Below are 21,808 nucleotides of genomic sequence, written 5' to 3'. Positions count from 1 at the left end.
ATACATGCCAACCAAATTATTATGAACCATTCGCGACTTAGTTTAGACGTTTGCCTTATAAATACAACTTTTATCTGCCTATCGCGTAATAGGCTAAGCCGCTACGCTTCACTCTGCTCGGCTCATACATATTACGGCCGTCAAAAATCACCTTGTCACGCAGCTGCTGACTCAACTCATCAAAATCGGGACTACGAAACTGCTTCCATTCCGTAACAATAACCAACGCATCGGCTTGGTTTAAGGCCGCCTTTGGCGAGTCGCAATAACTTAAACCCGGCTTATCGCCATAAATTCGCTTCGCTTCTTTCTGCGCCTCAGGGTCAAAGGCCTGAATCGTTGCGCCTGCCTCGATCAATGCTTCCAGCACAATCCGGCTTGGCGCATCGCGCATGTCATCGGTATTGGGCTTAAACGCCAGTCCCCACAGCGCGAATACTTTGCCTGTTAAATCGCTTTGGTAATGTTCAGTAATCTTGGCAAATAAACGATGCTTTTGCCGGTTATTGACATTCTCTACCGCATTAAGCAGCTCGGCATGATAGCCCTGTTCCTTTGCCGTTCTTTCCAGCGCTTTCACGTCCTTGGGAAAACAGGAACCGCCATAACCGCACCCGGGGTAAATAAAGCTGTAGCCGATGCGACTATCGGAGCCTATGCCATGCCTGACGTGCTCAATATCCGCTCCCAAATGCTCGGCCAGATTGGCCAGCTCGTTCATGAAGCTGATTTTAGTCGCCAGCATCGCGTTCGCGGCATACTTGGTTAATTCGGCTGAACGGATATCCATCGTGATGACCCGGTCAACGCTACGGTTAAACGGCGCATAAAGCGCCTTGAGCAATTCCGCCGTTCTGGGATTATCGGTGCCGATTATGATACGGTCCGGCTTCATAAAATCTTCCACCGCGGCGCCTTCTTTCAGGAACTCTGGATTCGAGACCACATCAAACTCCAGGTCCTTACCTCGGTTTGCCAAAATCTGTTGCATCGCCGCCTTAACTTTATCCGCCGTGCCTACCGGCACTGTCGACTTGCCAACCACCACCCGATACTCGTCCATATTCTCGGCAATGCTTTTGGCAACCGCCAACACGTACTGCAAATCTGCCGAGCCGTCATCATCCGGCGGCGTACCAACGGCTATGAATTGAAACACGCCATGATCCACGGCTTGCTTAATGTCGGTAGTAAATATCAACCGTCCTTCCGATTGATTTTCTTTGACCATGGCTTCAAGCCCCGGCTCATAGATCGGAATAATGCCCTGTTGCAGCTTGGCAATTTTTGCTTCATCAATATCAACACAGACAACATCATTACCGACTTCCGCGAGACAAGTGCCTGTGACCAATCCTACATAACCACTTCCAAATATTGTAATTTTCATTTTTTAATTTTAGTTATTTGTTAAAAATATGATGCTGTTGCCGCAACTGTAACGCTGCCATTATCGGCCACACTTATCATAAATTTATCTCATTGCATTTCAATAGGTTAAAATACATATTTAGCGGACTGGCTATCCTGTTTTTGGAGCCTTACATTCTTTAAGGCCGCGCTCCTGTGACTATATCCTGACAAGCAATGATTGCTTGTTACATTTACCGGCATTGACCTATCATAATCGTCAAGCTTTCAAATTATCGACTGTCGTTTGATGCAAAAAACCACCAAACCCAATAAACACCTTTTTAACGGATTTTCCGTTCCCGACACCGAACAAATCAATCGGGCGCTGGCGATTATCGCGCAAATTCCTGATGATCCGCATTATTTCCGTCCCAGAGGAATTGAGGTGGCGGCAATTTTAATGGAATTTAATGTCGATCTGAATACTATCCTCGCCGCGATATTGAGCGATCCGCGCTTAGCCCATTTAGATCCCTTACCTGATATTAAAGAACAATTTGGCGAAACGGTTGCCGCGCTGGTTAAGGACGTTAACTGGCTGAACAAGCTAACCGTTTATTCCCTGGAAATGACGGATCAGCCTCGCCAAACGGAAACCTTGCGCCGCATGTTACTGTCCATGACGCAGGATGTCCGCGCCGTGTTGATAAAACTGGCCTACCGCGTTCAACGGCTTAAGGTTTTGCCCAAGGAATCTTACGAGCTCAGACGGTTTATTGCCCAGGAAACCCTGGATATTTATGCACCGATTGCCAATCGCATGGGTATCCATCAATTAAAATGGGAACTGGAGGACATGGCCTTCCGTTATCTAGAACCCAAATCCTATCTTCGTATCGCCAAGTCACTAAGCGATAGCCGTGCGCAGCGGGAAAACTGCGTCAATAAATTTATTGCCCTGTTACAGGAAAAGCTCGCCGCCGAGGGGATTTCCGCCAAAATTTACGGCCGTCCTAAGCATATTTACAGCATCTGGAAAAAGATGCTCCGCAAGCAACTGGATATAGACGAACTTTATGATTTGTTAGCGGTGCGCATTATTGTCGACAGTCTGACCGCCTGTTACGCCACGCTAGGTGTTGTGCATAGCCTTTGGCAAACCATTCCGAAGGAGTTTGACGATTACATCGCCAATCCCAAGGAAAACGGCTACCAGTCTTTGCATACCGTCGTTATCGACTCCGACGGCAACCGGATTGAGGTGCAAATCCGCACCCAACAAATGCACGACTTTGCCGAACTCGGGGTTGCCGCACACTGGTCTTATAAAGAAGGCGGCAAACATGACACGGCCATAGCAAAAAATATCGCCTCTTTGCGCAAGCTGTTGAAAGAAACCGGTCCTGAGCGTGATCGTAAAGAAGATAGCGATGAAGCGCTGTCCGAAAATTTCCGTAGTGAACTATTCAATGACCGGGTCTACGTTTTAACGCCGGCCGGTAAAATAATCGACCTGGTTAAAGGCTCTACGCCTCTGGACTTTGCCTATGCCATTCATACCGAAATAGGACACCGTTGCCGCGGGGCAAAAGTTAACGGTCGTATTGCGCCGTTAACCTATACCTTAAAATCCGGCGATCAGGTAAAAATTCTAACGGCAAAAGATGGCGGTCCCAACCACAACTGGATTGATCTGAACTTAGGCTATCTAAAGACATCGGCAGCGATCAGCAAAGTTAAAAGCTGGTTTAAAAATCAGCAACAAGCCCAGAATATTGCGACCGGCAAGGCTATCCTGGACAAGGAAAGCCAGCGGCTGGGGTTGAAAATGATAAGTTTAGCGGAGCTGGCCAAGCATTTTAATCAGCCTGATACCGATAAGTTACTTGAGGCGATAGGCCGTAGCGACATTAATAGCCGCCAGCTTGCGGCGTTTTTCAAGATTCCTGAACTGGAAGCCCCGCCGGCGCCCATTCAACGTAAAAAGCCCGAAATTAAATCGGCAATCGTCGTAGAAGGCATTGATAACGTTCTGACCTCTCTAGCGCATTGTTGCTCTCCAGTTCAGGGCAATGACATCATTGGCTATATCTCCCATAAGAAAGGCATTACTATCCACCGCAAAGACTGCGAAAATATCATGCATCTTGGCCCCGAAAAACAGGCCCAGCTTATTTCGGTTAACTGGGGGGCAAAAAAAGCCAGCTATGCAGTGCCTATTGTTATTCATGCCTTTAACCCGCAAAACTTGCTCAGTGACGTTACCCAGATTTTAGCCCAGGCTAAAATCCATATTTCCAACGCCGCGCTGGAGACGCATCCCGATTTTTCAGCGTTGCTTAATTTGACCATTCAAATTGAAAATACCGACCAGCTAAGCCAAGTGCTTAATAAAATAAGCCAATTGCCTAATATCGTCGAGGCTAAGCGTAAAACCTGACGCAAAGGCAAGCAATTCGCTGTCGTACGCATCAACTTAAGCAAAAAATCTGTATAGTAGACATATTGATTACATACCCGGAAGATGCGAAGACTTCGTGCCTTTCGTGTTGTCTTCGTGGCGTGTATTTTTAATCTTTAACCTTGCATCTAAATTCTATGTCCCAACAAGCACAAACCTGTCCCGAACCCGGCCGAAGGGAACGCCTGATCCTGGTTGACGGCTCGTCTTTCTTATTTCGCGCTTACCATGCCATCCCGCCGCTGACCAACGCAAAAGGCGAACCCACCAACGCCGTTTACGGCGTCAGCAATATGCTGCGTAAACTGATCGCCGACTATCACAGTGACTACATCACGGTGGTGTTCGATGCCTCGGGCAAAACATTCCGCAATGATCTTTACGATCAATACAAAGCCCATCGCCCGCCAATGCCTGATGATTTGCGGGTTCAGATCGCCCCGCTGCATAACCTGATTCGGGCCATGGGCTTGCCGCTGATTATCGAATCCGACGTGGAAGCCGACGATGTGCTGGGAGTGTTGGCTCAACATGCTGAGCAACAAGGTTACGACGTTATTATTTCCACCGGCGATAAGGATATGGCGCAGCTGGTTACCGAGCACATTATCCTGGAAAACACCATGTCCAATACCCGCATGGATATTCAGGGCGTTATCGACAAATTCGGGGTCAGGCCGGAACAGATTATCGATTACCTGGCGTTGATAGGCGACAGCGTCGACAATATTCCCGGCGTGCCCAAAGTCGGCCCCAAGACTGCGGCAAAATGGTTGGAGCAATATCAGTCCTTGGAAAACCTGATCGCCCACGCTAATGAAATCACCGGCAAAATCGGCGAAAACCTGCGCGCCAGTTTGGATCAACTGCCGTTATCTAAACAACTGACCACCATTAAATGCGACCTCGATTTGCCTTACAGCATCGAAGACTTAAAACAGCAGCCGATGGACAAGGCGGAACTGAGAAATCTATTGACCGATCTGGGATTTACGTCCTGGTTAAAAATGCTGGATGCTCCTTCGCCTGAACCCAGGACAGCCCCTTCGGCTACGCTCAAGACATTCCCGGTTGAAACGGCGCTTGCAAAAATCGAAAATGCTCCAGCCAAAATCGATTCCACTTATGAAACCATATTAACCAAACAACACTTTAACGACTGGCTTGAGCAACTTCATAAAGCCGAGCTGTTTGCCTTTGATACCGAAACCACCAGCCTGGATTACAGCAAGGCGCAGATTGTCGGCGTATCCTTTGCGGTCGTTCCAGGCACAGCCGCCTATGTGCCTTTGGCCCATGATTATCCCGGCGTGCCGGACCAGCTGAACCGGCTGGAAGTGCTGGAAAAGCTGCGGCCTCTGCTGGAAAACCCGTACCAGCCCAAGCTCGGGCAAAACCTGAAATACGATATGCATGTCCTGGCTAATCACGGCATCGCATTAGACGGCATTGCGCACGACACCATGCTCGAATCCTATGTGCTCAACAGCACAGCAACCAAGCATAATATGGATGACTTGGCTAAGGAATATCTGGGCGTAGAAACCATCCATTATGAGGACGTGGCTGGCAAAGGCGCCAAGCAAATAGGCTTTCAGGAAGTGCCGATAGAACAAGCCGCGCCTTATGCTGCGGAAGATGCCGACATTACCTTGCAGCTGCATCAAGTGCTGTATGGAAAGCTTATGCAGCAGCCGAAATTGCTCAAGCTGTATACGGAAATGGAAGTCCCGCTGATTAGCGTACTGGCCCGTATTGAAAATAATGGCGTACTCATCGACACCGACATGCTCGCGCAACAAAGCCTTGAGCTTTCCAGCCAGATTAGCTCGCTTGAACAACTCGCCCACGACCTGGCCGGACAGGCATTCAACCTGGGTTCGCCGAAACAGATCCAGGATATCCTCTACGATCGGCAAAAACTGCCGGTCTTAAAGAAAACCCCGAAAGGCCAGCCGTCGACGGAAGAATCGGTGTTGCAGGAGTTGGCCCTCACCTACCCGTTGCCCAAGCTGATTCTGGAGCATCGTAGCCTGAGCAAACTTAAATCAACCTATATCGACAAACTGCCGCAGCAGGTTGATGGGCAAACGGGCCGGATTCATACGTCTTACCATCAGGCGATAGCCGCAACCGGCCGACTGTCTTCTTCAGACCCTAACCTGCAAAATATTCCGATACGCAGCAAGGAAGGCCGGAGAATCCGGCAGGCATTTATCGCTCCCGAGGGCAGAAAAATAGTCGCCGCCGATTATTCTCAAATCGAGCTGCGCATCATGGCGCATTTATCGGCTGATGAAGGCCTGTTAAAAGCCTTTACCGACGGAGAAGACGTACATCGGGCCACTGCGGCTGAGGTATTTGGCGTGGCTCCGGAGCGAGTCACCACTGATTTGCGCCGTTCCGCCAAAGCCATCAATTTCGGGCTGATTTACGGGATGTCGTCCTTTGGACTGGCGCAACAGCTGGGCTTGTCTCGCAATCAGGCGCAATCTTACATCGATCTGTATTTTGCCCGTTATCCGGGTGTTAAAAACTATATGGACCGTATCAGGGAGCAAGCCCGCGAACAAGGCTATATTGAAACATTATTCGGCAGACGGCTGTATTTGCCGGAAATTAATTCACGTAATGCGGCGCGGCGCCAATACGCCGAACGCACCGCTATCAATGCACCGATGCAGGGAACTGCGGCCGATATCATCAAACGCGCCATGATTGCCGTCGACCGGTGGCTGTACCTGGAAAACCCGGACGCCAAAATGATTATGCAGGTGCATGACGAACTGGTATTTGAAATTGCACAAGATCAAGTGGACGATTGCGCCGCAGAGATCCGGTCCATTATGTGTGCAGCCGTCGAGCTTGAGGTGCCGCTGATTGTCGATATAGGCATAGGCAATAATTGGGACGAAGCCCATTAACCGTTAGCATTATTTTTCGGCAATATGGCAGTATTGTATTATAGTAATTGCGTCACGCGGGTCTTATGCCATTAACGACTGGCAAATATTTCTCTCTGCTATGCTCTAATACTGCCTAACCAAATTTATTAAATGCAAAACTCAAAAAACGAAAAACTCATCGTCCTCGTTGAGAAAATGCCCGCCTTTCCAAAAAGCGTGCAACAGGTAGTGCAATTAACGTCAGATATTAACGCCTCGGCAAAAGATATTGTCCGTGTTATCGAATGCGACCCGGTCATGACCGTTAAAATTCTTAAAGCCATTAATTCGTCTTTTTACGGACTGCCCCAAAAAATCACGTCAGTGCAGAGGGCTGTCGTACATATTGGCCTTAATACCATTAAAAATATTGCCTTGGGCGTTGCCGCAATGGGTATGCTGAATCCCAATAACAAGGCCAACTTCAATACTTCCAATTTCCTGCTGCACTCTTTGACTACTGCGGCAATCAGCAAGTTGCTTGCCGAACGCATAGGTTTATCTTCGGTGGAATGCAGTGATTGTTTCGTTGCCGGGCTACTGCATGACTTTGGGAAAGTGGTATTTGCTGAATTTATGCCTGACCAATTCAAACTCGCGCTGGAAAAGAGCAAAGAACATCAGCTGCCCTTGCATCAAACCGAACTCGAATTTATAGGTCTTAATCATTCGCAGGCCGGCAAAATACTCGCCGAGAAATGGGAACTGTCAGGCGCGTTAATTGATGCCATCGCGCATCATCATGAACTTGAGCGCAGCCAAAACGTTTTGCGAGACTGCGTTTTTGCCGCGAATCAAATCAGTAAGCACCTGCAATTCGGCGATGGCGGCAATCCTATGATAGAAGCCTTCCCGCAGCCCATTGCTACCCGCTTCGGCTCAACGCTTCCTGCCATTTGCGACGCTTTGGGGGATTTACAATCCATCAAGACAGAAGCCCAATCTTTTATTAATGCATAGCGCTCAGTTTGTGTTCCTACTGTTGACGCCTTACCTCTTCCATTCATGTAACCCGAAGGTCAACAATGAGAATCAAGTTCTGGGGCGTTAGAGGGTCCATACCCACACCGGGGCCCAATACTGTCAAATACGGCGGCAATACCACCTGCATTGAAATCAGGACTGATGACAATGATTTGATCATCCTTGACGCGGGTACAGGCATCCACACGCTTGCGCAAAATCTGCTGAAAGAAATGCCTATCCAGGCGCATATCTTCATCACCCATACCCATTGGGATCATATCCAAGGCCTGCCTTTCTTTATACCGATATTCATCCCGGGCAATCAGATTAAAATTTACGGCGGAATCGATCCGGTAACCAACGAAACCATTAATCGGGCGCTCTCCGTGCAGTTGCAATACAGCTTCTTTCCGATACGGGAAGCACAACTGAATGCCCGGATTGAGTATGTCACCGTCAAACCCGGCATACCGGTCAAGGTAGGCAGCGCCACCATCACGCCCATTGTGCTCAGTCATCCGGTATTAAATTTCGGCTATCGCATCGATTGCGACGGGCAATCGGTTTTTTTTACCGGCGATTACGAACCGCAGCTCAACATCTATGATCCAGAAGATGATGAATACGCCGAATTCCAGTCTTTTGTCGATGCTAAATGGGATGAAGTCGTTTTGGCCATGAAAGATGTCGATGCGTTGATTGTCGACTCATCCTATACCAACGAAGAATATGCCGCCAAGCAAGGTTGGGGGCACGGCACTTATGATTCGGGAATAAAACTGGCTAGCGCCGCAAAGGCAAAAAAACTGTTTTTCACCCACCATGAACCGACCCGCAGCGATGCAAGCCTTGATGCCATTTATCAGAACTTATTAGAAAACAATCCAGGCACCCATTGCGAATTATTGCTTGCTCAGGAAGGCGTCGATATCTCGCTCTGACCCTGTTCGACAGGATTGAACAACCGGTCGAGCGCAGCATGCACCTCATCGATACCGGTTTTTTTCAGCGACGAAAACAGCTGTATCGTTACTGGAAAACTCGCATCCTTTAAGGCCTTTTCTACCTGCAATAAGGTATTTTTAGCTGCGCCGTAATTCAACTTGTCGGCCTTGGTCAACAGCACATGTAACGGCAACCCGGTATGCTCGCACCACTCTACCATCTGCCAATCGAATTCGGTTAACGGATGGCGCACATCCATCACTAAAATAATGGCGCACAATGATTTGCGACTGGTTAAATAAGTTTCCATCAACTCGTGCCATTTCTTCTTCACCTCTAACGGCACTTTGGCGTAGCCATAACCCGGCAAATCGACAAACCGTTGCCGATCATCAATTTCAAAAAAATTGAGCATTTGCGTTCTGCCTGGTGTTTTACTGATACGAGCCAAGGAATTTTGCCGGGTTAGGGTATTAATCGCGCTTGATTTACCCGCATTCGAACGCCCGGCAAATGCCACTTCCAGGCCCTGATCAGGGGGCGTGTCCTTCAAATGTGGCGAACTGTTAATAAATTTTGCTTGATGATAAACTGGATTCATCGTTGTCTCGCTTAGCGTTACTATTTAGAGTAAAATTCGGTTGTGCACAGCAGCCTGAGCAACTAAAAGACTGGCATAATGATTAACCATTCCGAAGGGGAATTTGATGAAGAAAAAATTGCAGGTACTTTCAATTTCTCTGGCGTTGGCCAGTGCTACGAGTATTCTACATGCAGAAAGCAATATTAACGCAGGAAAAGAAAAATCAGCGTCCTGCTCCAGTTGTCACGGAGACGATGGTAATAGCATGGTAGCAACATTCCCCAAGCTTGCACAGCAACATTCTTCATATTTGGCACAGCAATTACATGCATTTAAGGACGGCAGCCGTAACGATCCTATGATGTCACCTATGGCACTGGCATTAACTAATGAAGATATAACGGACATTTCTGCTTACTACGCGACACAAAAGGTTTCAGAAAACGCCTTACCAACTTTGCCGCCTGCTGATGAAGACGAAAAACCGGCTGGCAAAAAAGATGATATCCAAGCCGTCATTGCTCAAGGCAGCGACCTTTACCGCAACGGCAACCTGAAAAGCGAAGTCTCCGCCTGCATCGCCTGTCACGGTCCTTTTGGCGAGGGTAACAAACCGGCTTCATTCCCGGCATTAAGATCGCAACACGCCGACTATTTAATAAAAGCACTCACAGACTTTAAGTCCGGCGCACGCAGCAATAACCCGGATAACATCATGCACATGATTGCAAAGAAAATGACGGACGAAGAAATAAAAGCCGTTTCATATCGTATATCAACGATGAAATAAGTGTAGGTCAGACTCGCGCTACAGCTGCATAGGCTGATTTGGTCCCATGCAAATCAGCATCCCTACATTCCTATGGATTGTGTTGGAATCATTATCTGCAATCCGCCTGTTCGTACCCAAAGTTGGGCGATTTTGCTTTAGCAAAACCGCCTACAAAACCAATAGAGAGAACTTTAGCCATGCTTAAAAAAATCGCTCAAACCAGCTTACTAATCCTATTGTTTTCCTTCTCAGCCTTGTTAAAGGCCGAATCCGTCGGTTATGAAACCCTGTCGCCGGCACAACCCACCCATAACCCTGACAAAATTGAAGTCATTGAGTTCTTTTGGTACGGCTGCCCGCATTGCTACAGTTTTGAACCGTTACTGGAGCAATGGGTAAAAAAGCTACCTAAAAACGTCGAGTTTATCCGTCAGCCCGCTGTATTCAGCGATCTTTGGGGCAAGCATGCCAAAGCTTATTTTACTGCTGAAGCGCTGGGCGTAGTCGATAAAGTTCATGCCGACTTTTTCGATGCCATCCAAAACAAAAAGCAGAATCTTGAAACCGAAGATCAACTGGCTAAATTCTTTGTTGAGCGCGGTGTTAACGAAACCGAATTTCGTAACGCCTATAATTCATTTTTGGTTGATTCCAAAATGCGCCAGGCCGCCACTACCGCAAGCCGTTACGGCGTAACCGGCGTTCCCGCCATTATTATTAACGGCAAATATAAAACCACCGGCCCTCTGGCGGGTTCTCAAGAAAAAATGATCGATGTTGTTAATCAGCTGATTGAAAAGGAAAGCGCTGCAAAATAATTGTATTGCGCATCGACAGATTACTGTCGACTTAATATACGTTTTATAACTTGAACACATAATAACGATGCGGCGGCTCGCAAGGCCACCCATTACTCTAAGCATATGTTATTTAGTTTTGTCGTTATTCATTGACAAGGTCAATCATGAATTTTTTTAGCAAGACAACTGATCAGGATGAATGGAGAAAGAAATACTTAAACCTACTTGATGAACAGGAACAATCGGCAACCTCCTGCAAAGAAAAAGAAGACCTGCTTTGTAAGACAATAATTCGCCTGACTATTGCAACCACAGGACTGGACCCCCTTTTGGACCCGCATCTATTAAGCATCCGCGATCAATTAAAAAATGGCATCAATAGCCGCGCACTTAAAGATGAGCTTGATAGATTTACCCTTTCCGTAACTCAAATCAAGCACATACCAGCCCAGAACCAATCAGTGGAAATCGAGCCATTATTTGATTTTCTGCTTCAGCGGTACACAACTGAAAAACAACAACGCATACTAAAGCTACTGAAGAAAAAGGCTCGGACTGCAAAACTTGAGACTCCCAATCAATTATTCATCGCCATACTTGAAGCCATAGAATCAGACACCGACATCTCAGCGCCAAAGACTATCAGCAGCCAAATCGATATAGAGATTGTCAGCCGGCAGTTGTTGTTATTTCTAGAAGGCATTGAAATACCTAGCATTTTTAATCAACAAGCGCAAACCGCAAAACAATTGCTTGCCACTCCGAATCAAACCACACTGGCTTTTGAATCCATTCTGGATAGATCCTTTAAACTGCTGCTTAAAATCAAACAGCACAACCAGTCGGAGCAGCAAGACATTGATAAGTTTCTCTCCCATATTACTGAACAGCTGGCAACACTGGATGCCAGTGTGATGGGAGCCAGTACGGCCGCAATCGAGTCGGCCGAAAACAGAAGCAGGCTCGATCAGTCCGTTTCCGAACAGATGAAAGAATTACAGTTAAGTTCAACCAACGCTACCAAACTTGAACCTCTGAAAGGGATTATCAGCAGCCGGTTAGCAAGCATTGCCAAAGAAATTCAAGAACACACCCAAAAAGAGGCAATTCAACGCCAAAAAACACAGCAGCAACTGGATGGCTTGATTGATAAAATAAAAAGTATGGAGTCAGAATCCTGCGACCTTAAATCCAAGCTCAAAATTGCCAATACCCAAGCACTACGCGACACTTTAACAGGCCTGCCAAATCGTAACGCTTATAACGAGCGCCTGGAAACCGAACTGGCTCGCTGGAAACGTTACGGTACTCCATTAAGCCTTATCATTTGGGACGTTGATTACTTCAAAACTATCAATGACAGATATGGTCATAAGGCTGGCGATAAAGTGCTGCTATTAATCGCGAAGCAATTATCCGATCACTCCTACACGACCGATTTTATTTCTCGTTTTGGTGGTGAGGAATTCACCATGCTGCTTCCTAACACCGACAGCCAATCGGCTTTGGAGCGGGCCAATCAACTTCGTCAAGTTATTGAAAAGACGGGCTTTAATGCCAGCGGCACCTCCGTTGCCATTACTATTTCCTGCGGCATTACCGAGTTTATCCCAAATGACACCGATGAAACGGCGTTCGAACGCGCAGATCAGGCTCTTTATCAGGCTAAACAGCAAGGCCGTAACCGGTGCAACGTATTGTGATGGCCCAAATCGTGGGCACACTACCCCTCATTACAGAGTGTCAAATCCCTGCCCACTACCAGATCAAATCATCAGGGACCTGGTACGCCGCATAGGGATCGTCCGCCGCATTGGCTGCTTTGTCGGGTTCATTAAACACAATCACACTGGCGGCATCGCGCGATTGTATTTTTTTCGCCGCTTCGGCGGGCACCACTTCATATTGTTGGCCGAGCCTAACAATGGCTGACCGTCCCTCGGCAATTTGCTCGCGCATTGCCTCTGAGACATACAACCGTTTGACTTTTTTATTGTCAGTGAAATTATAGGCCAGGCCGTCCGGATCTTGAGGCTGCCGGTTGAGTTCAATGAGCTGTTTGACTTGCGCGGCCAGCTCTTTTTGCTCTTCCTGTTGCCTGCGTAACTGATTAAGCTCCCTGTCCTTTTCGATTTTTTCAGCCTGTGCCTTCTGAACCAATTCCTTAGCCTCATCGACCACTTCGACTTTATTCTTGCGCTGCTGCTGGGTCTGCTTGCGCTTGTCGGATTTAATGCTCTTAGCCTTAGCGGCGCTGACTAATCCAGACTTTAACAATTGCTCTTGTAGTGATAATTTTGCCACAATTACTCCACCGTTACTGACTTCGCAAGATTTCTGGGTTGATCCACATCCGTACCCTTTAAAACGGCGACGTGGTAAGCCAGCAGTTGCAAAGGGATGGTATAAATAATAGGCGCGATCTCATTACCGACTTGAGGCACTTTTACGATCTGTACATTTTCATCGTTTGCAGTGGCTAATGTTTCATCCATAAAAACAATCAGTTGACCGCCTCTAGCGCTTACTTCCTGCATATTCGATTTCAGTTTTTCAAGCAGGCTGTTGTTCGGCGCTACAGTCACAACCGGCATGTCGGCATCAATTAATGCCAAGGGGCCATGCTTTAACTCGCCTGCCGGGTAAGCCTCGGCATGAATATAGGAAATTTCCTTTAGTTTTAACGCGCCTTCCATCGCTATCGGATAATGAGTGCCCCGGCCTAAAAACAAGGCATGCTGTTTTTCGGCAAATTGCTCGGACAAATTTCTAATTTCCTCATCCATCAGCAAAGTTTTTTCAATTTTTCCTGGCAAGCTGAACAATTCCGAGGTAATTTTTTGCTCCACTATTTCGTTCAGTTGAAAGCGTCTGCCGATAGCAATGACCAGCAGCATTAATGTTGCCAATTGCGTAGTGAATGCTTTGGTTGACGCAACGCCAATTTCAGGACCGGCGCGGGTCATTAAGACCAGATCGGATTCTCTAACCAGAGAACTTTCCGGCACGTTGCAGATGGCTAACGAGTGTTTTGCCCCGAGCTTCTTGGCTTCCAGCAATGCTGCCAGAGTGTCGGCAGTTTCGCCGGATTGCGAAATGGTGACAACTAAAGTATCTGGCGCTAAAACCGGGCTTCTATAGCGAAACTCGCTGGCCACTTCGATATGGCAAGGGACATGAGCTAGCTCTTCGAACCAATACCGTGCCACCAACCCTGCATGGTAACTGGTCCCACAGGCTAAAATCTGTATGCTTTTTATGCTATTGAATATTGTGGCGGCATTATGCCCGAATGCGCTTTCCTGCAAGCGGTTATTGATGAACCGGCCTTCCAGGGTTTGTGAGATTGCAAAAGGCTGCTCATAAATTTCTTTCAGCATGTAATGGCGATAGTCGCCTTTATCGACGGCATCTGCTGTCAGCTTGCTCTCTATAACCGAACGACTGACCACCTGATCATGCCGGTCATAAATAGTCAGGCCGTTAATAGTGATCGCGGCTATGTCACCGTCTTCAAGAAAAATGAAGCGTTGCGTAACCGGAAGCAATGCCGCTACATCCGAAGCGATAAAGTATTCGCCTATACCGACGCCGATCACCAGCGGACTGCCTTTTCTGCATGCTATCAGAGTATCGGGCTCATCTACGCTCATTATCCCTAGCGCATAAGCTCCCTCCAGCTTTTTGACAGTCTTTTTAACGGCACTCAGCAATCCTTCATTAACTTCCAGGGCGTGATAAACTTCATGCACGATAACCTCGGTATCGGTTTCTGAAGTGAATTCGTAACCCAGTTGCAGCTGCGTTTCTCTTAAGCTCTCATGGTTCTCGATAATGCCGTTATGGACAACAGCCACTTTATGCCGACAAATATGCGGATGCGCATTAGCTGTACTGGGTTTACCGTGAGTAGCCCACCGGGTATGCGCTATGCCGATCTGGCCTGTGATCGGGTCTGCCTCCAGTAGCGCTTCAAGGCCTTTTACTTTACCCAGCTCTCGTTTCCGGAAGATTTGCCCTTTGTTTATGACCGCCAGTCCTGCCGAATCATAACCGCGATATTCCAGTCGCTTCAGCCCCTCAAGTAAAATTGGCACTACATTTCGTTGCGCGATACCGCCTACAATTCCACACATGTTATTTCTCCTCGGCAATTGTTCCCGACATTGAGCTATCTCCTGCATCCATGCAGTCGCGCTTAGCGGGCCGCTGCCATCCTGCAAGGGATATCTGTTTGGCCCTGCTTAAAGTCAGCTGATTTTCAGGACTGTCTTTGGTGATGGTTGAGCCTGCGCCTATTGTAGCGTTTTTGCCTATGGTAACCGGAGCCACTAACTGGCTGTTCGAGCCAATAAAAGCGCCGTCCCCGATAACGGTTCTGAACTTGTTAACGCCATCATAATTACAGGTAATCGTTCCTGCTCCAATATTGACTTTACTGCCCACCGTTGTATCGCCGATATAACTTAAGTGATTAATTTTGCTGCCCGCCGCTACTGATGATTTCTTGATTTCTACAAAATTACCGATATGGACATCATTAGCCAACACACTGTCCGGTCTTAGTCTGGCATAAGGGCCAATTCTGCTATCCTGTCCTATTACCGCATCTTCTATGATGCAGTTGGCAAGAATCTCTACATTATCGCCAATGATTGAATTTTTTATATTAGTATTAGCACCTATTTTGACGTTGCTGCCAATACTGTTTTTTCCTTCAAGTATCACGTTAATATCGATTTCGATGTCTTGACCCAGGCTTTCAATTGAGCCTCTTTGATCAAAGCGCATCGGATCTTTTAAGGTAACACCCTGCTCCATCAAGCTGGTGGCCTGCTCATACTGATAGACACGCTCCAAATGACTAAGCTGTATGCGATTATTAACGCCCAGCACTTCATCCTCAGTTTCCGGCTGACTTGTAACGATGCTGACTTGATCGGCAACCGCCATTTCAATCACATCAGTTAAATAGTATTCGCCCTGGACGTTGCTGTTGCTTAATTGGCTCAACCATTTTTTTAATTGTTTGCCTTGCACCGCCATAATACCGGTGTTGACTTCATTGATCTGCTTTTCACTGGATGACGCATCTTTTTCTTCTACGATTTTAGTCACTTGGCCAGTGGCATTTCTAACAATTCTGCCGTAACCGCTTGGATTGTCAAGGTTCACTGTGAGTAAAGCAAGAGACTGGTCATTAACATTGTTTATTAACAGCCTAACGGTTGACAATTTCAACAACGGTACGTCGCCGTACAATATCAAGACAGTATCGGCATCGGCAATTTGGTCGCTGACCTGCTGCACGGCATGTCCTGTACCTAGCTGCTGTTTTTGTTCTATCCAATCGACATCTAAATCCTTTAACGCTTCTGTGACCAGCTCTGCCCCATGACCGACAACAATCTTGATAACATTGTTTTCCAAATGCTTAGCTGTGTCATAGACATGCCGTAACAGAGGTCTATTGGCTATTTGATGCAAAACTTTGGGCAACTCTGATCGCATCCGCGTTCCTTTGCCCGCTGCTAGAATAATGGTTGTTATTTTCATTTGGTGTTCCGTTAAACAAAAAAGCCCGATAGCGCGCTTTAACACGTTATCGGGCTTTCAAAAGGGATAGAGACGTGCCGTGTATCTGACTACCCGCCGCGTTTTCTAAATCTATCTAATGTTCTTAATTGCATAATAGCTTCCTGCAATTGTGCCTGAGCAGTCGCAAGATCAATCTTGCCTGACTTATCTGTCAACGCTTCTTCAGCTCTGGTCTTGGCCTCAATTGCGGCCGCCTCGTCAATATCCTTCGCTCTTATCGCCGTGTCTGCCAGAATGGTAACCTGATTCGGTTGAATTTCCAGCATACCTCCTGACACATAGAACGGATATACTTCCTTGTCGCTGACTTTTACCCGGACTTCTCCGGGCTTAAGTCTGGATATTAATGGCGCATGCCGGGGCGAAATGCCTACTTCACCCATTTCAGCAGGAGCAAATACCATTTCCGCTAATCCGGAAAATATTTCCTTTTCTGCACTAACGATGTCTACATGTACGGTCATGGTCATTATTATTACCTAACAGTTTTATAACTTATTTCATGCCTTTTGCTTTCTCAAGCGCTTCGTCTATGGTACCTACCATATAAAAAGCTTGCTCAGGAATAGCATCGTATTCGCCGTCGATAATGCCTTTAAATCCGGCAATCGTATCTTTTAAAGATACATATTTACCAGGTGAACCGGTAAATACTTCGGCAACGAAGAAAGGCTGAGACAAGAACCGTTGCATTTTACGCGCTCTCGACACGGTCAATTTATCTTCTTCTGATAATTCATCCATACCCAGAATCGCAATAATGTCGCGCAATTCTTTGTAGCGTTGCAAGATACCTTGAACCTTACGAGCCACGTCGTAATGCTCCTGACCAATTACCAACGGATCCAATTGACGGCTGGTAGAATCCAAAGGGTCAATCGCAGGATAAATACCTAATTCGGCAATTTGACGAGACAATACAACAGTCGCATCCAAATGCGCAAAAGTGGTCGCAGGCGATGGATCGGTCAAGTCATCCGCTGGTACATAAACAGCCTGGATAGACGTAATAGAACCGGTTTTTGTTGAAGTAATACGTTCCTGCAACACGCCCATTTCTTCAGCGAGCGTAGGCTGGTAACCCACCGCTGAAGGCATACGGCCTAACAATGCCGATACTTCTGTACCTGCCAAAGTGTAACGGTAAATATTGTCAACGAAGAACAGAACGTCACGGCCTTCATCACGGAAATATTCCGCCATGGTCAAGCCGGTCAACGCAACGCGCAATCTGTTTCCTGGCGGCTCGTTCATTTGACCGTAAACCAGCGATACTTTGTCGATTACGTTTGAATCGGTCATTTCGTGATAGAAATCGTTTCCCTCACGAGTACGCTCACCCACACCGGCAAACACTGAGTAACCACTGTGCTCGATTGCGATATTACGGATCAGTTCCATCATGTTAACGGTTTTACCTACACCCGCACCGCCAAACAAACCGACTTTACCACCCTTGGTGAACGGGCAGACCAAATCGATAACTTTGATACCGGTTTCCAGCAGTTCGGTTGCCGCAGCTTGCTCAGCATAGCTAGGCGCTTCACGGTGAATACCCCACTTTACTTTTTCGCCGATAGGGCCTTTCTCATCGATAGGCTCGCCCAGCACGTTCATAATGCGTCCTAAAGTTTCCTGTCCGACCGGTACCGCAATAGGTGCATTGGTATTGCTGACGTCCAAGCCTCGGCTTAAGCCATCGGTTGTACCCATAGCAATAGTTCTGACGACACCATCGCCTAATTGCTGCTGAACTTCCAGCACCAAGCCTTTGCCTTCTACATTTAAGGCATCATATACTTTGGGCAAGTCTGCACGTGGGAATTCCACGTCAACGACCGCGCCGATAATCTGAACGATTTTACCCGAACTCATTGAGTTGTCCTCTTGTGTTGTGTCATTTTTACTTGGGCTTAAACAGCTGCGGCACCGGCAACAATTTCTGAAATTTCCTGAGTGATAGCGGCTTGTCGAGCTTTGTTATAGACCAGCTGCAATTCGTTGATAATATTTCCGGCATTATCCGAAGCGCTCTTCATGGCTACCATTCTGGCCGCTTGTTCACAGGCATTATTTTCAACCAACCCCTGATAGACAATGGACTCGACATATCGAGTTAGCAGATGATCCAAGACTTCCTTGGCATCAGGTTCATAAATATAATCCCAATGACCGCTCAGGCCTTCCTCGAGCTCACCAGCTACGACAGGCAGTAATTTTTCGATGGTAGGCTTTTGAGTCATGGTATTAACAAACTCATTGCTGACTACATGCAACTCATCGATTTGACCTTGTACGTATGCATCCAACATGATTTTAATGATGCCGATAATGTCATGCTGGTGCGGGGTATCGCCCAATTTTGAAACCTGACCAACCAGATTAGCTTTCAGATTACCAAAAAAGCCAAACGCCTTGGTGCCGATTGTACAAATATCCACATCAATATTTGTCTTATCCCATTGCGCCATCTGGATCAGCGTTTTTCTGAACAAGTTTGAATTCAGTCCTCCGCACAACCCTCGGTCAGAACTAATTACAATAATACCAACCCGCTTGACCGGACGTTCAATAAGAAAAGAATGTTTATACTCTGGATTTGCTTGAGCCAGATGCTTGATAATCCGGCCAATTTTTTTAGAGTATGGGCGTGTCGCCATCATTCTGTCTTTTGTTTTGCGCATTTTACTCGCAGCAACCATTTCCATTGCGCGAGTAATTTTTTGAGTATTTTTAATACTCCCGATCTTGCTGCGTATTTCTTTACCAACAGCCATCTTAAGACCCTTCGCCTAGAGGCGCCTACTTTTGGTTACCAGCTATGAGTTTTGACGAAAGTCTGGATTGCTGTCAGCATACCCTTTCTTATGTCATCGCTGAAATCGCCTGTTGCATTAATGTTGTTCATTAATTCAGAATGTTCTGACGTCATGTACGACTGTAAGGCTGCCTCAAAATCAAGTACTTTGTTAACTTCCACGCTATCCAAGAAACCTTCATTGGCAGCAAACAAGGAAACCGACATTTGTGCGACTGACATTGGTGAATATTGATTTTGCTTCATCAATTCGGTTACACGTTGACCGCGCTCAATCTGCTTACGAGTGTTTTCATCCAAGTCGGATGCAAACTGGGCAAAAGCCGCCAATTCACGGTATTGCGCCAAATCAAGACGCGTACCGCCACCTAATTTCTTGATGATCTTGGTTTGAGCGGCACCACCTACACGCGATACCGATAAACCCGCGTTCACTGCTGGGCGTATGCCGGAGTTAAACAAGTTGCTTTCCAGAAATATCTGGCCATCGGTAATAGAAATTACGTTAGTTGGTACGAATGCTGATACGTCGCCGCCTTGGGTTTCAATAATAGGCAATGCGGTTAATGATCCTGTTTTACCTTTTACTTTGCCGCCAGTCAGTTTTTCAACTTCAGCCGCATTGATTCGCGCCGCTCTTTCCAGCAAACGGGAATGCAAATAGAACACGTCACCGGGGTATGCTTCACGACCTGGTGGACGACGTAATAACAAGGAAATCTGGCGATAAGCCCAAGCTTGTTTGGTTAAGTCATCATAAATAATCAAGGCATCTTCGCCGCGATCTCTAAAGAACTCGCCCATTGAGCAACCGGTATAAGGCGCGATAAACTGTAACGCCGCCGATTCTGAAGCTGATGCTGACACAATAATAGTGTGAGCCATCGCGCCGTGTTCTTCGAGCTTACGCACCACGTTGGCAATCGATGAACGTTTTTGACCGATAGCCACATAGATACATTTAATGCCTGTACCTTTTTGATTGATAATCGCATCAATCGCAATAGCCGTTTTACCGGTTTGTCTGTCGCCAATGATCAACTCGCGCTGACCACGGCCTACCGGAATCATCGCATCAATAGATTTCAAACCCAATTGCACAGGTTGATCAACTGACTGACGGGCAATTACGCCGGGCGCAATTTTTTCAATGGGTGAAGTTTCAGTTGCTTCGATAGCGCCCTTGCCGTCAATAGGATTACCCAGCGCGTCAACAACACGACCCAGCAACGCTTCGCCAACAGGCACTTCCAGAATTTTTCCGGTGCATTTTACAGTGTCGCCTTCAGAGATGTGTTGGTATGAACCTAATACCACCACACCCACGGAATCTCTTTCAAGGTTAAGCGCCATGCCAAAGGTGTTGCCGGGAAATTCCAGCATTTCCCCTTGCATAACTTCCGAAAGACCATGTACACGAACAATACCATCAGTCACACTAACTACGGTACCTTCTGTATGGGCCTCGGCGCTCAGGTCGAAGTTTTCGATCTTCTTTTTAATCAGATCACTTATTTCAGATGGGTTTAATTGCATATTCTGTTTCTCGCTCTGGTTAGAGTCGTTTTGCTAATTGTTGAAGCTGGCCTTTTATGGAACCGTCGATCACTCTGTCGCCTGCACGTACCAGTACGCCACCGATTAATGATTTATCCACGGTCACATTCATATGGACTTTTTTGCTTAGCGTTTTTTCCAGCGTTGAAGCGAAACTTTGCTTTTCTTCTTTAGAGAAGGCATAGGCTGTAGCCACTTCGACATCGACATAACCTTCACTTTCCGCCTTATAGGCTTCGAACTGCTCCGCAATAGCCGGAGCCAGGTTTAGCCGGTTATTTTGAACCAGTAATTTCAGAAAATTTGCACCTTCGTCATCTACTTGCCCTTGGCAAATATCAAGCAGCAGCCCTGATAACCGCTCTTTACTTACTTTCGGGTTGTCCACTACGACAGAAATTTCTTTATCTTTCAGGACAGCCGAGATAAACGCCAAACTTTTCGACCACTTTTCAGTTGTACCAGTTTCTTTGGATCGCTTGAACACCGCTGCTGCATAAGGTCTTGCCAATGTTGCCAGTTCGCTCATTTCGCTTAACCCAATTGATTAGAGATTCTGCTCAGGAGGTCCTGGTGCTTGGTTTTATCGATTTCCGCACTCAGAATCTGTTCCGCTGCCCGCAAAGCCAAGGCTGACACTTCCTTACGCAAATTTTCTTGAGCCTGCTGTTTCTCTTGCTCAATTTGCGCCTTTGCCACAAGAATCAAACGCTCACCTTCTTTTTTAGCGGTGTCTTTTGATGCTTCAACAATTTCATTGGCGCGTTTTTGAGCCAGATTTACAATCTCGGAAGATTGCTCTTTGGCTTCTTTCAAAACACTCTTGGCTTTTTTCTCTGCCAACTGCATTTCTTCCTGACCTTTTTCAGCCGCAGCCAAACCGTCAGCAATTTTCTTTTTACGTTCTTCTAAAGAGTCAAATAAAGGCGGCCAGATGTACTTCATGGTAAACCATACCAGAAGTGCAAAGGTAATCATTTGCCCAATCAGAGTAGCATTGATACTCACGA

The 21,808-nt window shown here is 46.9% G+C and carries 18 protein-coding genes; 7 read left to right on the top strand and 11 right to left on the bottom strand.

Annotated features, from left to right (window positions below; translation table 11 throughout):
• Positions 1-70: 70 nt before the first annotated feature.
• A complete protein-coding gene (locus tag M0R47_RS14675; RefSeq protein ID WP_292556143.1) occupies positions 71-1,390 on the bottom strand; it encodes a UDP-glucose/GDP-mannose dehydrogenase family protein in 1,320 nt (439 codons plus the stop codon).
• Between the two features lie 270 nt (positions 1,391-1,660).
• Between M0R47_RS14675 and M0R47_RS14670 the strand changes: the two genes are divergently transcribed.
• The 4 genes from M0R47_RS14670 (at position 1,661) to M0R47_RS14655 (ending at position 8,666) form a co-directional block, all read left to right on the top strand.
• Positions 1,661-3,793 carry a bifunctional (p)ppGpp synthetase/guanosine-3',5'-bis(diphosphate) 3'-pyrophosphohydrolase gene (locus M0R47_RS14670; RefSeq protein WP_292556141.1) on the top strand — a complete coding sequence of 711 codons (2,133 nt, stop codon included), beginning with the start codon at positions 1,661-1,663 and terminating at the stop codon, positions 3,791-3,793.
• 158 nt (positions 3,794-3,951) lie between these two features.
• Positions 3,952-6,738, top strand: a complete 2,787-nt coding sequence (gene polA, locus M0R47_RS14665) for a DNA polymerase I (protein WP_292556139.1) — start codon at positions 3,952-3,954, stop codon at positions 6,736-6,738.
• 132 nt (positions 6,739-6,870) lie between these two features.
• Entirely contained in the window at positions 6,871-7,719 is an 849-nt protein-coding gene (locus M0R47_RS14660) for an HDOD domain-containing protein (protein ID WP_292556137.1), read from the top strand.
• A gap of 65 nt (positions 7,720-7,784) precedes the next feature.
• Positions 7,785-8,666: an MBL fold metallo-hydrolase gene (locus M0R47_RS14655; RefSeq protein ID WP_292556136.1), complete on the top strand. Its 882-nt coding sequence runs from the start codon at positions 7,785-7,787 to the stop codon at positions 8,664-8,666.
• Here the strand turns inward: M0R47_RS14655 and yihA are convergent.
• Positions 8,639-9,271 carry a ribosome biogenesis GTP-binding protein YihA/YsxC gene (gene yihA / locus M0R47_RS14650; protein WP_292556134.1) on the bottom strand — a complete coding sequence of 211 codons (633 nt, stop codon included), beginning with the start codon at positions 9,269-9,271 and terminating at the stop codon, positions 8,639-8,641. The genes M0R47_RS14655 and yihA overlap by 28 nt on opposite strands.
• Before the next feature lie 106 nt (positions 9,272-9,377).
• Here yihA and M0R47_RS14645 point away from each other — a divergent pair, with 106 nt between their 5' ends.
• The 3 genes from M0R47_RS14645 to M0R47_RS14635 all read left to right on the top strand — a co-directional run bounded on the left by M0R47_RS14645 (position 9,378) and on the right by M0R47_RS14635 (position 12,528).
• Positions 9,378-10,043 (top strand): c-type cytochrome, encoded by a 666-nt coding sequence (locus M0R47_RS14645; RefSeq protein WP_292556132.1) that lies wholly within the window; start codon positions 9,378-9,380, stop codon positions 10,041-10,043.
• Between the two features lie 179 nt (positions 10,044-10,222).
• A complete protein-coding gene (locus tag M0R47_RS14640) occupies positions 10,223-10,843 on the top strand; it encodes a thiol:disulfide interchange protein DsbA/DsbL (RefSeq protein ID WP_292556130.1) in 621 nt (206 codons plus the stop codon).
• A 146-nt stretch (positions 10,844-10,989) separates the two neighbouring features.
• Positions 10,990-12,528: a GGDEF domain-containing protein gene (locus M0R47_RS14635; RefSeq protein ID WP_292556129.1), complete on the top strand. Its 1,539-nt coding sequence runs from the start codon at positions 10,990-10,992 to the stop codon at positions 12,526-12,528.
• Between the two features lie 55 nt (positions 12,529-12,583).
• On the opposite strand, the gene M0R47_RS14630 is transcribed toward M0R47_RS14635, so the two are convergent.
• The 9 genes from M0R47_RS14630 to M0R47_RS14590 all read right to left on the bottom strand — a co-directional run bounded on the left by M0R47_RS14630 (position 12,584) and on the right by M0R47_RS14590 (position 21,806).
• Positions 12,584-13,129: a DUF2058 domain-containing protein gene (locus tag M0R47_RS14630; protein WP_292556127.1), complete on the bottom strand. Its 546-nt coding sequence runs from the start codon at positions 13,127-13,129 to the stop codon at positions 12,584-12,586.
• 2 nt (positions 13,130-13,131) lie between these two features.
• Complete coding sequence (glmS, locus tag M0R47_RS14625; RefSeq protein ID WP_292556125.1) at positions 13,132-14,961, bottom strand: glutamine--fructose-6-phosphate transaminase (isomerizing); 1,830 nt, start codon at positions 14,959-14,961, stop codon at positions 13,132-13,134.
• Between the two features lies 1 nt (position 14,962).
• Complete coding sequence (gene glmU, locus M0R47_RS14620) at positions 14,963-16,381, bottom strand: bifunctional UDP-N-acetylglucosamine diphosphorylase/glucosamine-1-phosphate N-acetyltransferase GlmU (RefSeq protein ID WP_292556123.1); 1,419 nt, start codon at positions 16,379-16,381, stop codon at positions 14,963-14,965.
• An 89-nt stretch (positions 16,382-16,470) separates the two neighbouring features.
• Complete coding sequence (locus M0R47_RS14615; RefSeq protein WP_292556121.1) at positions 16,471-16,893, bottom strand: F0F1 ATP synthase subunit epsilon; 423 nt, start codon at positions 16,891-16,893, stop codon at positions 16,471-16,473.
• Positions 16,894-16,918: 25 nt separating this feature from the next.
• Positions 16,919-18,298 (bottom strand): F0F1 ATP synthase subunit beta, encoded by a 1,380-nt coding sequence (atpD, locus tag M0R47_RS14610; RefSeq protein WP_292556119.1) that lies wholly within the window; start codon positions 18,296-18,298, stop codon positions 16,919-16,921.
• Between the two features lie 38 nt (positions 18,299-18,336).
• Positions 18,337-19,200: a F0F1 ATP synthase subunit gamma gene (gene atpG / locus M0R47_RS14605; RefSeq protein WP_292556117.1), complete on the bottom strand. Its 864-nt coding sequence runs from the start codon at positions 19,198-19,200 to the stop codon at positions 18,337-18,339.
• A gap of 35 nt (positions 19,201-19,235) precedes the next feature.
• A complete protein-coding gene (gene atpA, locus M0R47_RS14600) occupies positions 19,236-20,777 on the bottom strand; it encodes a F0F1 ATP synthase subunit alpha (RefSeq protein WP_292556115.1) in 1,542 nt (513 codons plus the stop codon).
• A gap of 19 nt (positions 20,778-20,796) precedes the next feature.
• Positions 20,797-21,327, bottom strand: coding sequence for a F0F1 ATP synthase subunit delta (locus tag M0R47_RS14595; protein ID WP_292556113.1), 531 nt, complete (start codon positions 21,325-21,327; stop codon positions 20,797-20,799).
• A gap of 5 nt (positions 21,328-21,332) precedes the next feature.
• Positions 21,333-21,806 (bottom strand): F0F1 ATP synthase subunit B, encoded by a 474-nt coding sequence (locus M0R47_RS14590; protein ID WP_292556111.1) that lies wholly within the window; start codon positions 21,804-21,806, stop codon positions 21,333-21,335.
• Between the last annotated feature and the right edge of the window lie 2 nt (positions 21,807-21,808).

The organism is Methylobacter sp. (genome assembly GCF_023227905.1).
Taxonomy (GTDB): Bacteria; Pseudomonadota; Gammaproteobacteria; order Methylococcales; family Methylomonadaceae; genus Methylobacter_A.
This window is presented reverse-complemented; position numbering and strand designations above follow the sequence as displayed.

Excerpts from the sequence above, each read along its gene's own strand:
- atpA (WP_292556115.1), bottom strand. The coding sequence starts at position 20,777 with ATGCAATTAAACCCATCTGAAATAAGTGATCTGATTAAAAAGAAGATC.
- glmU (WP_292556123.1), bottom strand. The coding sequence starts at position 16,381 with ATGAAAATAACAACCATTATTCTAGCAGCGGGCAAAGGAACGCGGATG.
- M0R47_RS14670 (WP_292556141.1), top strand. The coding sequence starts at position 1,661 with ATGCAAAAAACCACCAAACCCAATAAACACCTTTTTAACGGATTTTCC.
- atpD (WP_292556119.1), bottom strand. The coding sequence starts at position 18,298 with ATGAGTTCGGGTAAAATCGTTCAGATTATCGGCGCGGTCGTTGACGTG.
- polA (WP_292556139.1), top strand. The coding sequence starts at position 3,952 with ATGTCCCAACAAGCACAAACCTGTCCCGAACCCGGCCGAAGGGAACGC.
- yihA (WP_292556134.1), bottom strand. The coding sequence starts at position 9,271 with ATGAATCCAGTTTATCATCAAGCAAAATTTATTAACAGTTCGCCACAT.
- atpG (WP_292556117.1), bottom strand. The coding sequence starts at position 19,200 with ATGGCTGTTGGTAAAGAAATACGCAGCAAGATCGGGAGTATTAAAAAT.
- M0R47_RS14595 (WP_292556113.1), bottom strand. The coding sequence starts at position 21,327 with ATGAGCGAACTGGCAACATTGGCAAGACCTTATGCAGCAGCGGTGTTC.
- M0R47_RS14640 (WP_292556130.1), top strand. The coding sequence starts at position 10,223 with ATGCTTAAAAAAATCGCTCAAACCAGCTTACTAATCCTATTGTTTTCC.
- M0R47_RS14660 (WP_292556137.1), top strand. The coding sequence starts at position 6,871 with ATGCAAAACTCAAAAAACGAAAAACTCATCGTCCTCGTTGAGAAAATG.
- M0R47_RS14615 (WP_292556121.1), bottom strand. The coding sequence starts at position 16,893 with ATGACCATGACCGTACATGTAGACATCGTTAGTGCAGAAAAGGAAATA.
- M0R47_RS14645 (WP_292556132.1), top strand. The coding sequence starts at position 9,378 with ATGAAGAAAAAATTGCAGGTACTTTCAATTTCTCTGGCGTTGGCCAGT.
- glmS (WP_292556125.1), bottom strand. The coding sequence starts at position 14,961 with ATGTGTGGAATTGTAGGCGGTATCGCGCAACGAAATGTAGTGCCAATT.
- M0R47_RS14635 (WP_292556129.1), top strand. The coding sequence starts at position 10,990 with ATGAATTTTTTTAGCAAGACAACTGATCAGGATGAATGGAGAAAGAAA.
- M0R47_RS14655 (WP_292556136.1), top strand. The coding sequence starts at position 7,785 with ATGAGAATCAAGTTCTGGGGCGTTAGAGGGTCCATACCCACACCGGGG.
- M0R47_RS14675 (WP_292556143.1), bottom strand. The coding sequence starts at position 1,390 with ATGAAAATTACAATATTTGGAAGTGGTTATGTAGGATTGGTCACAGGC.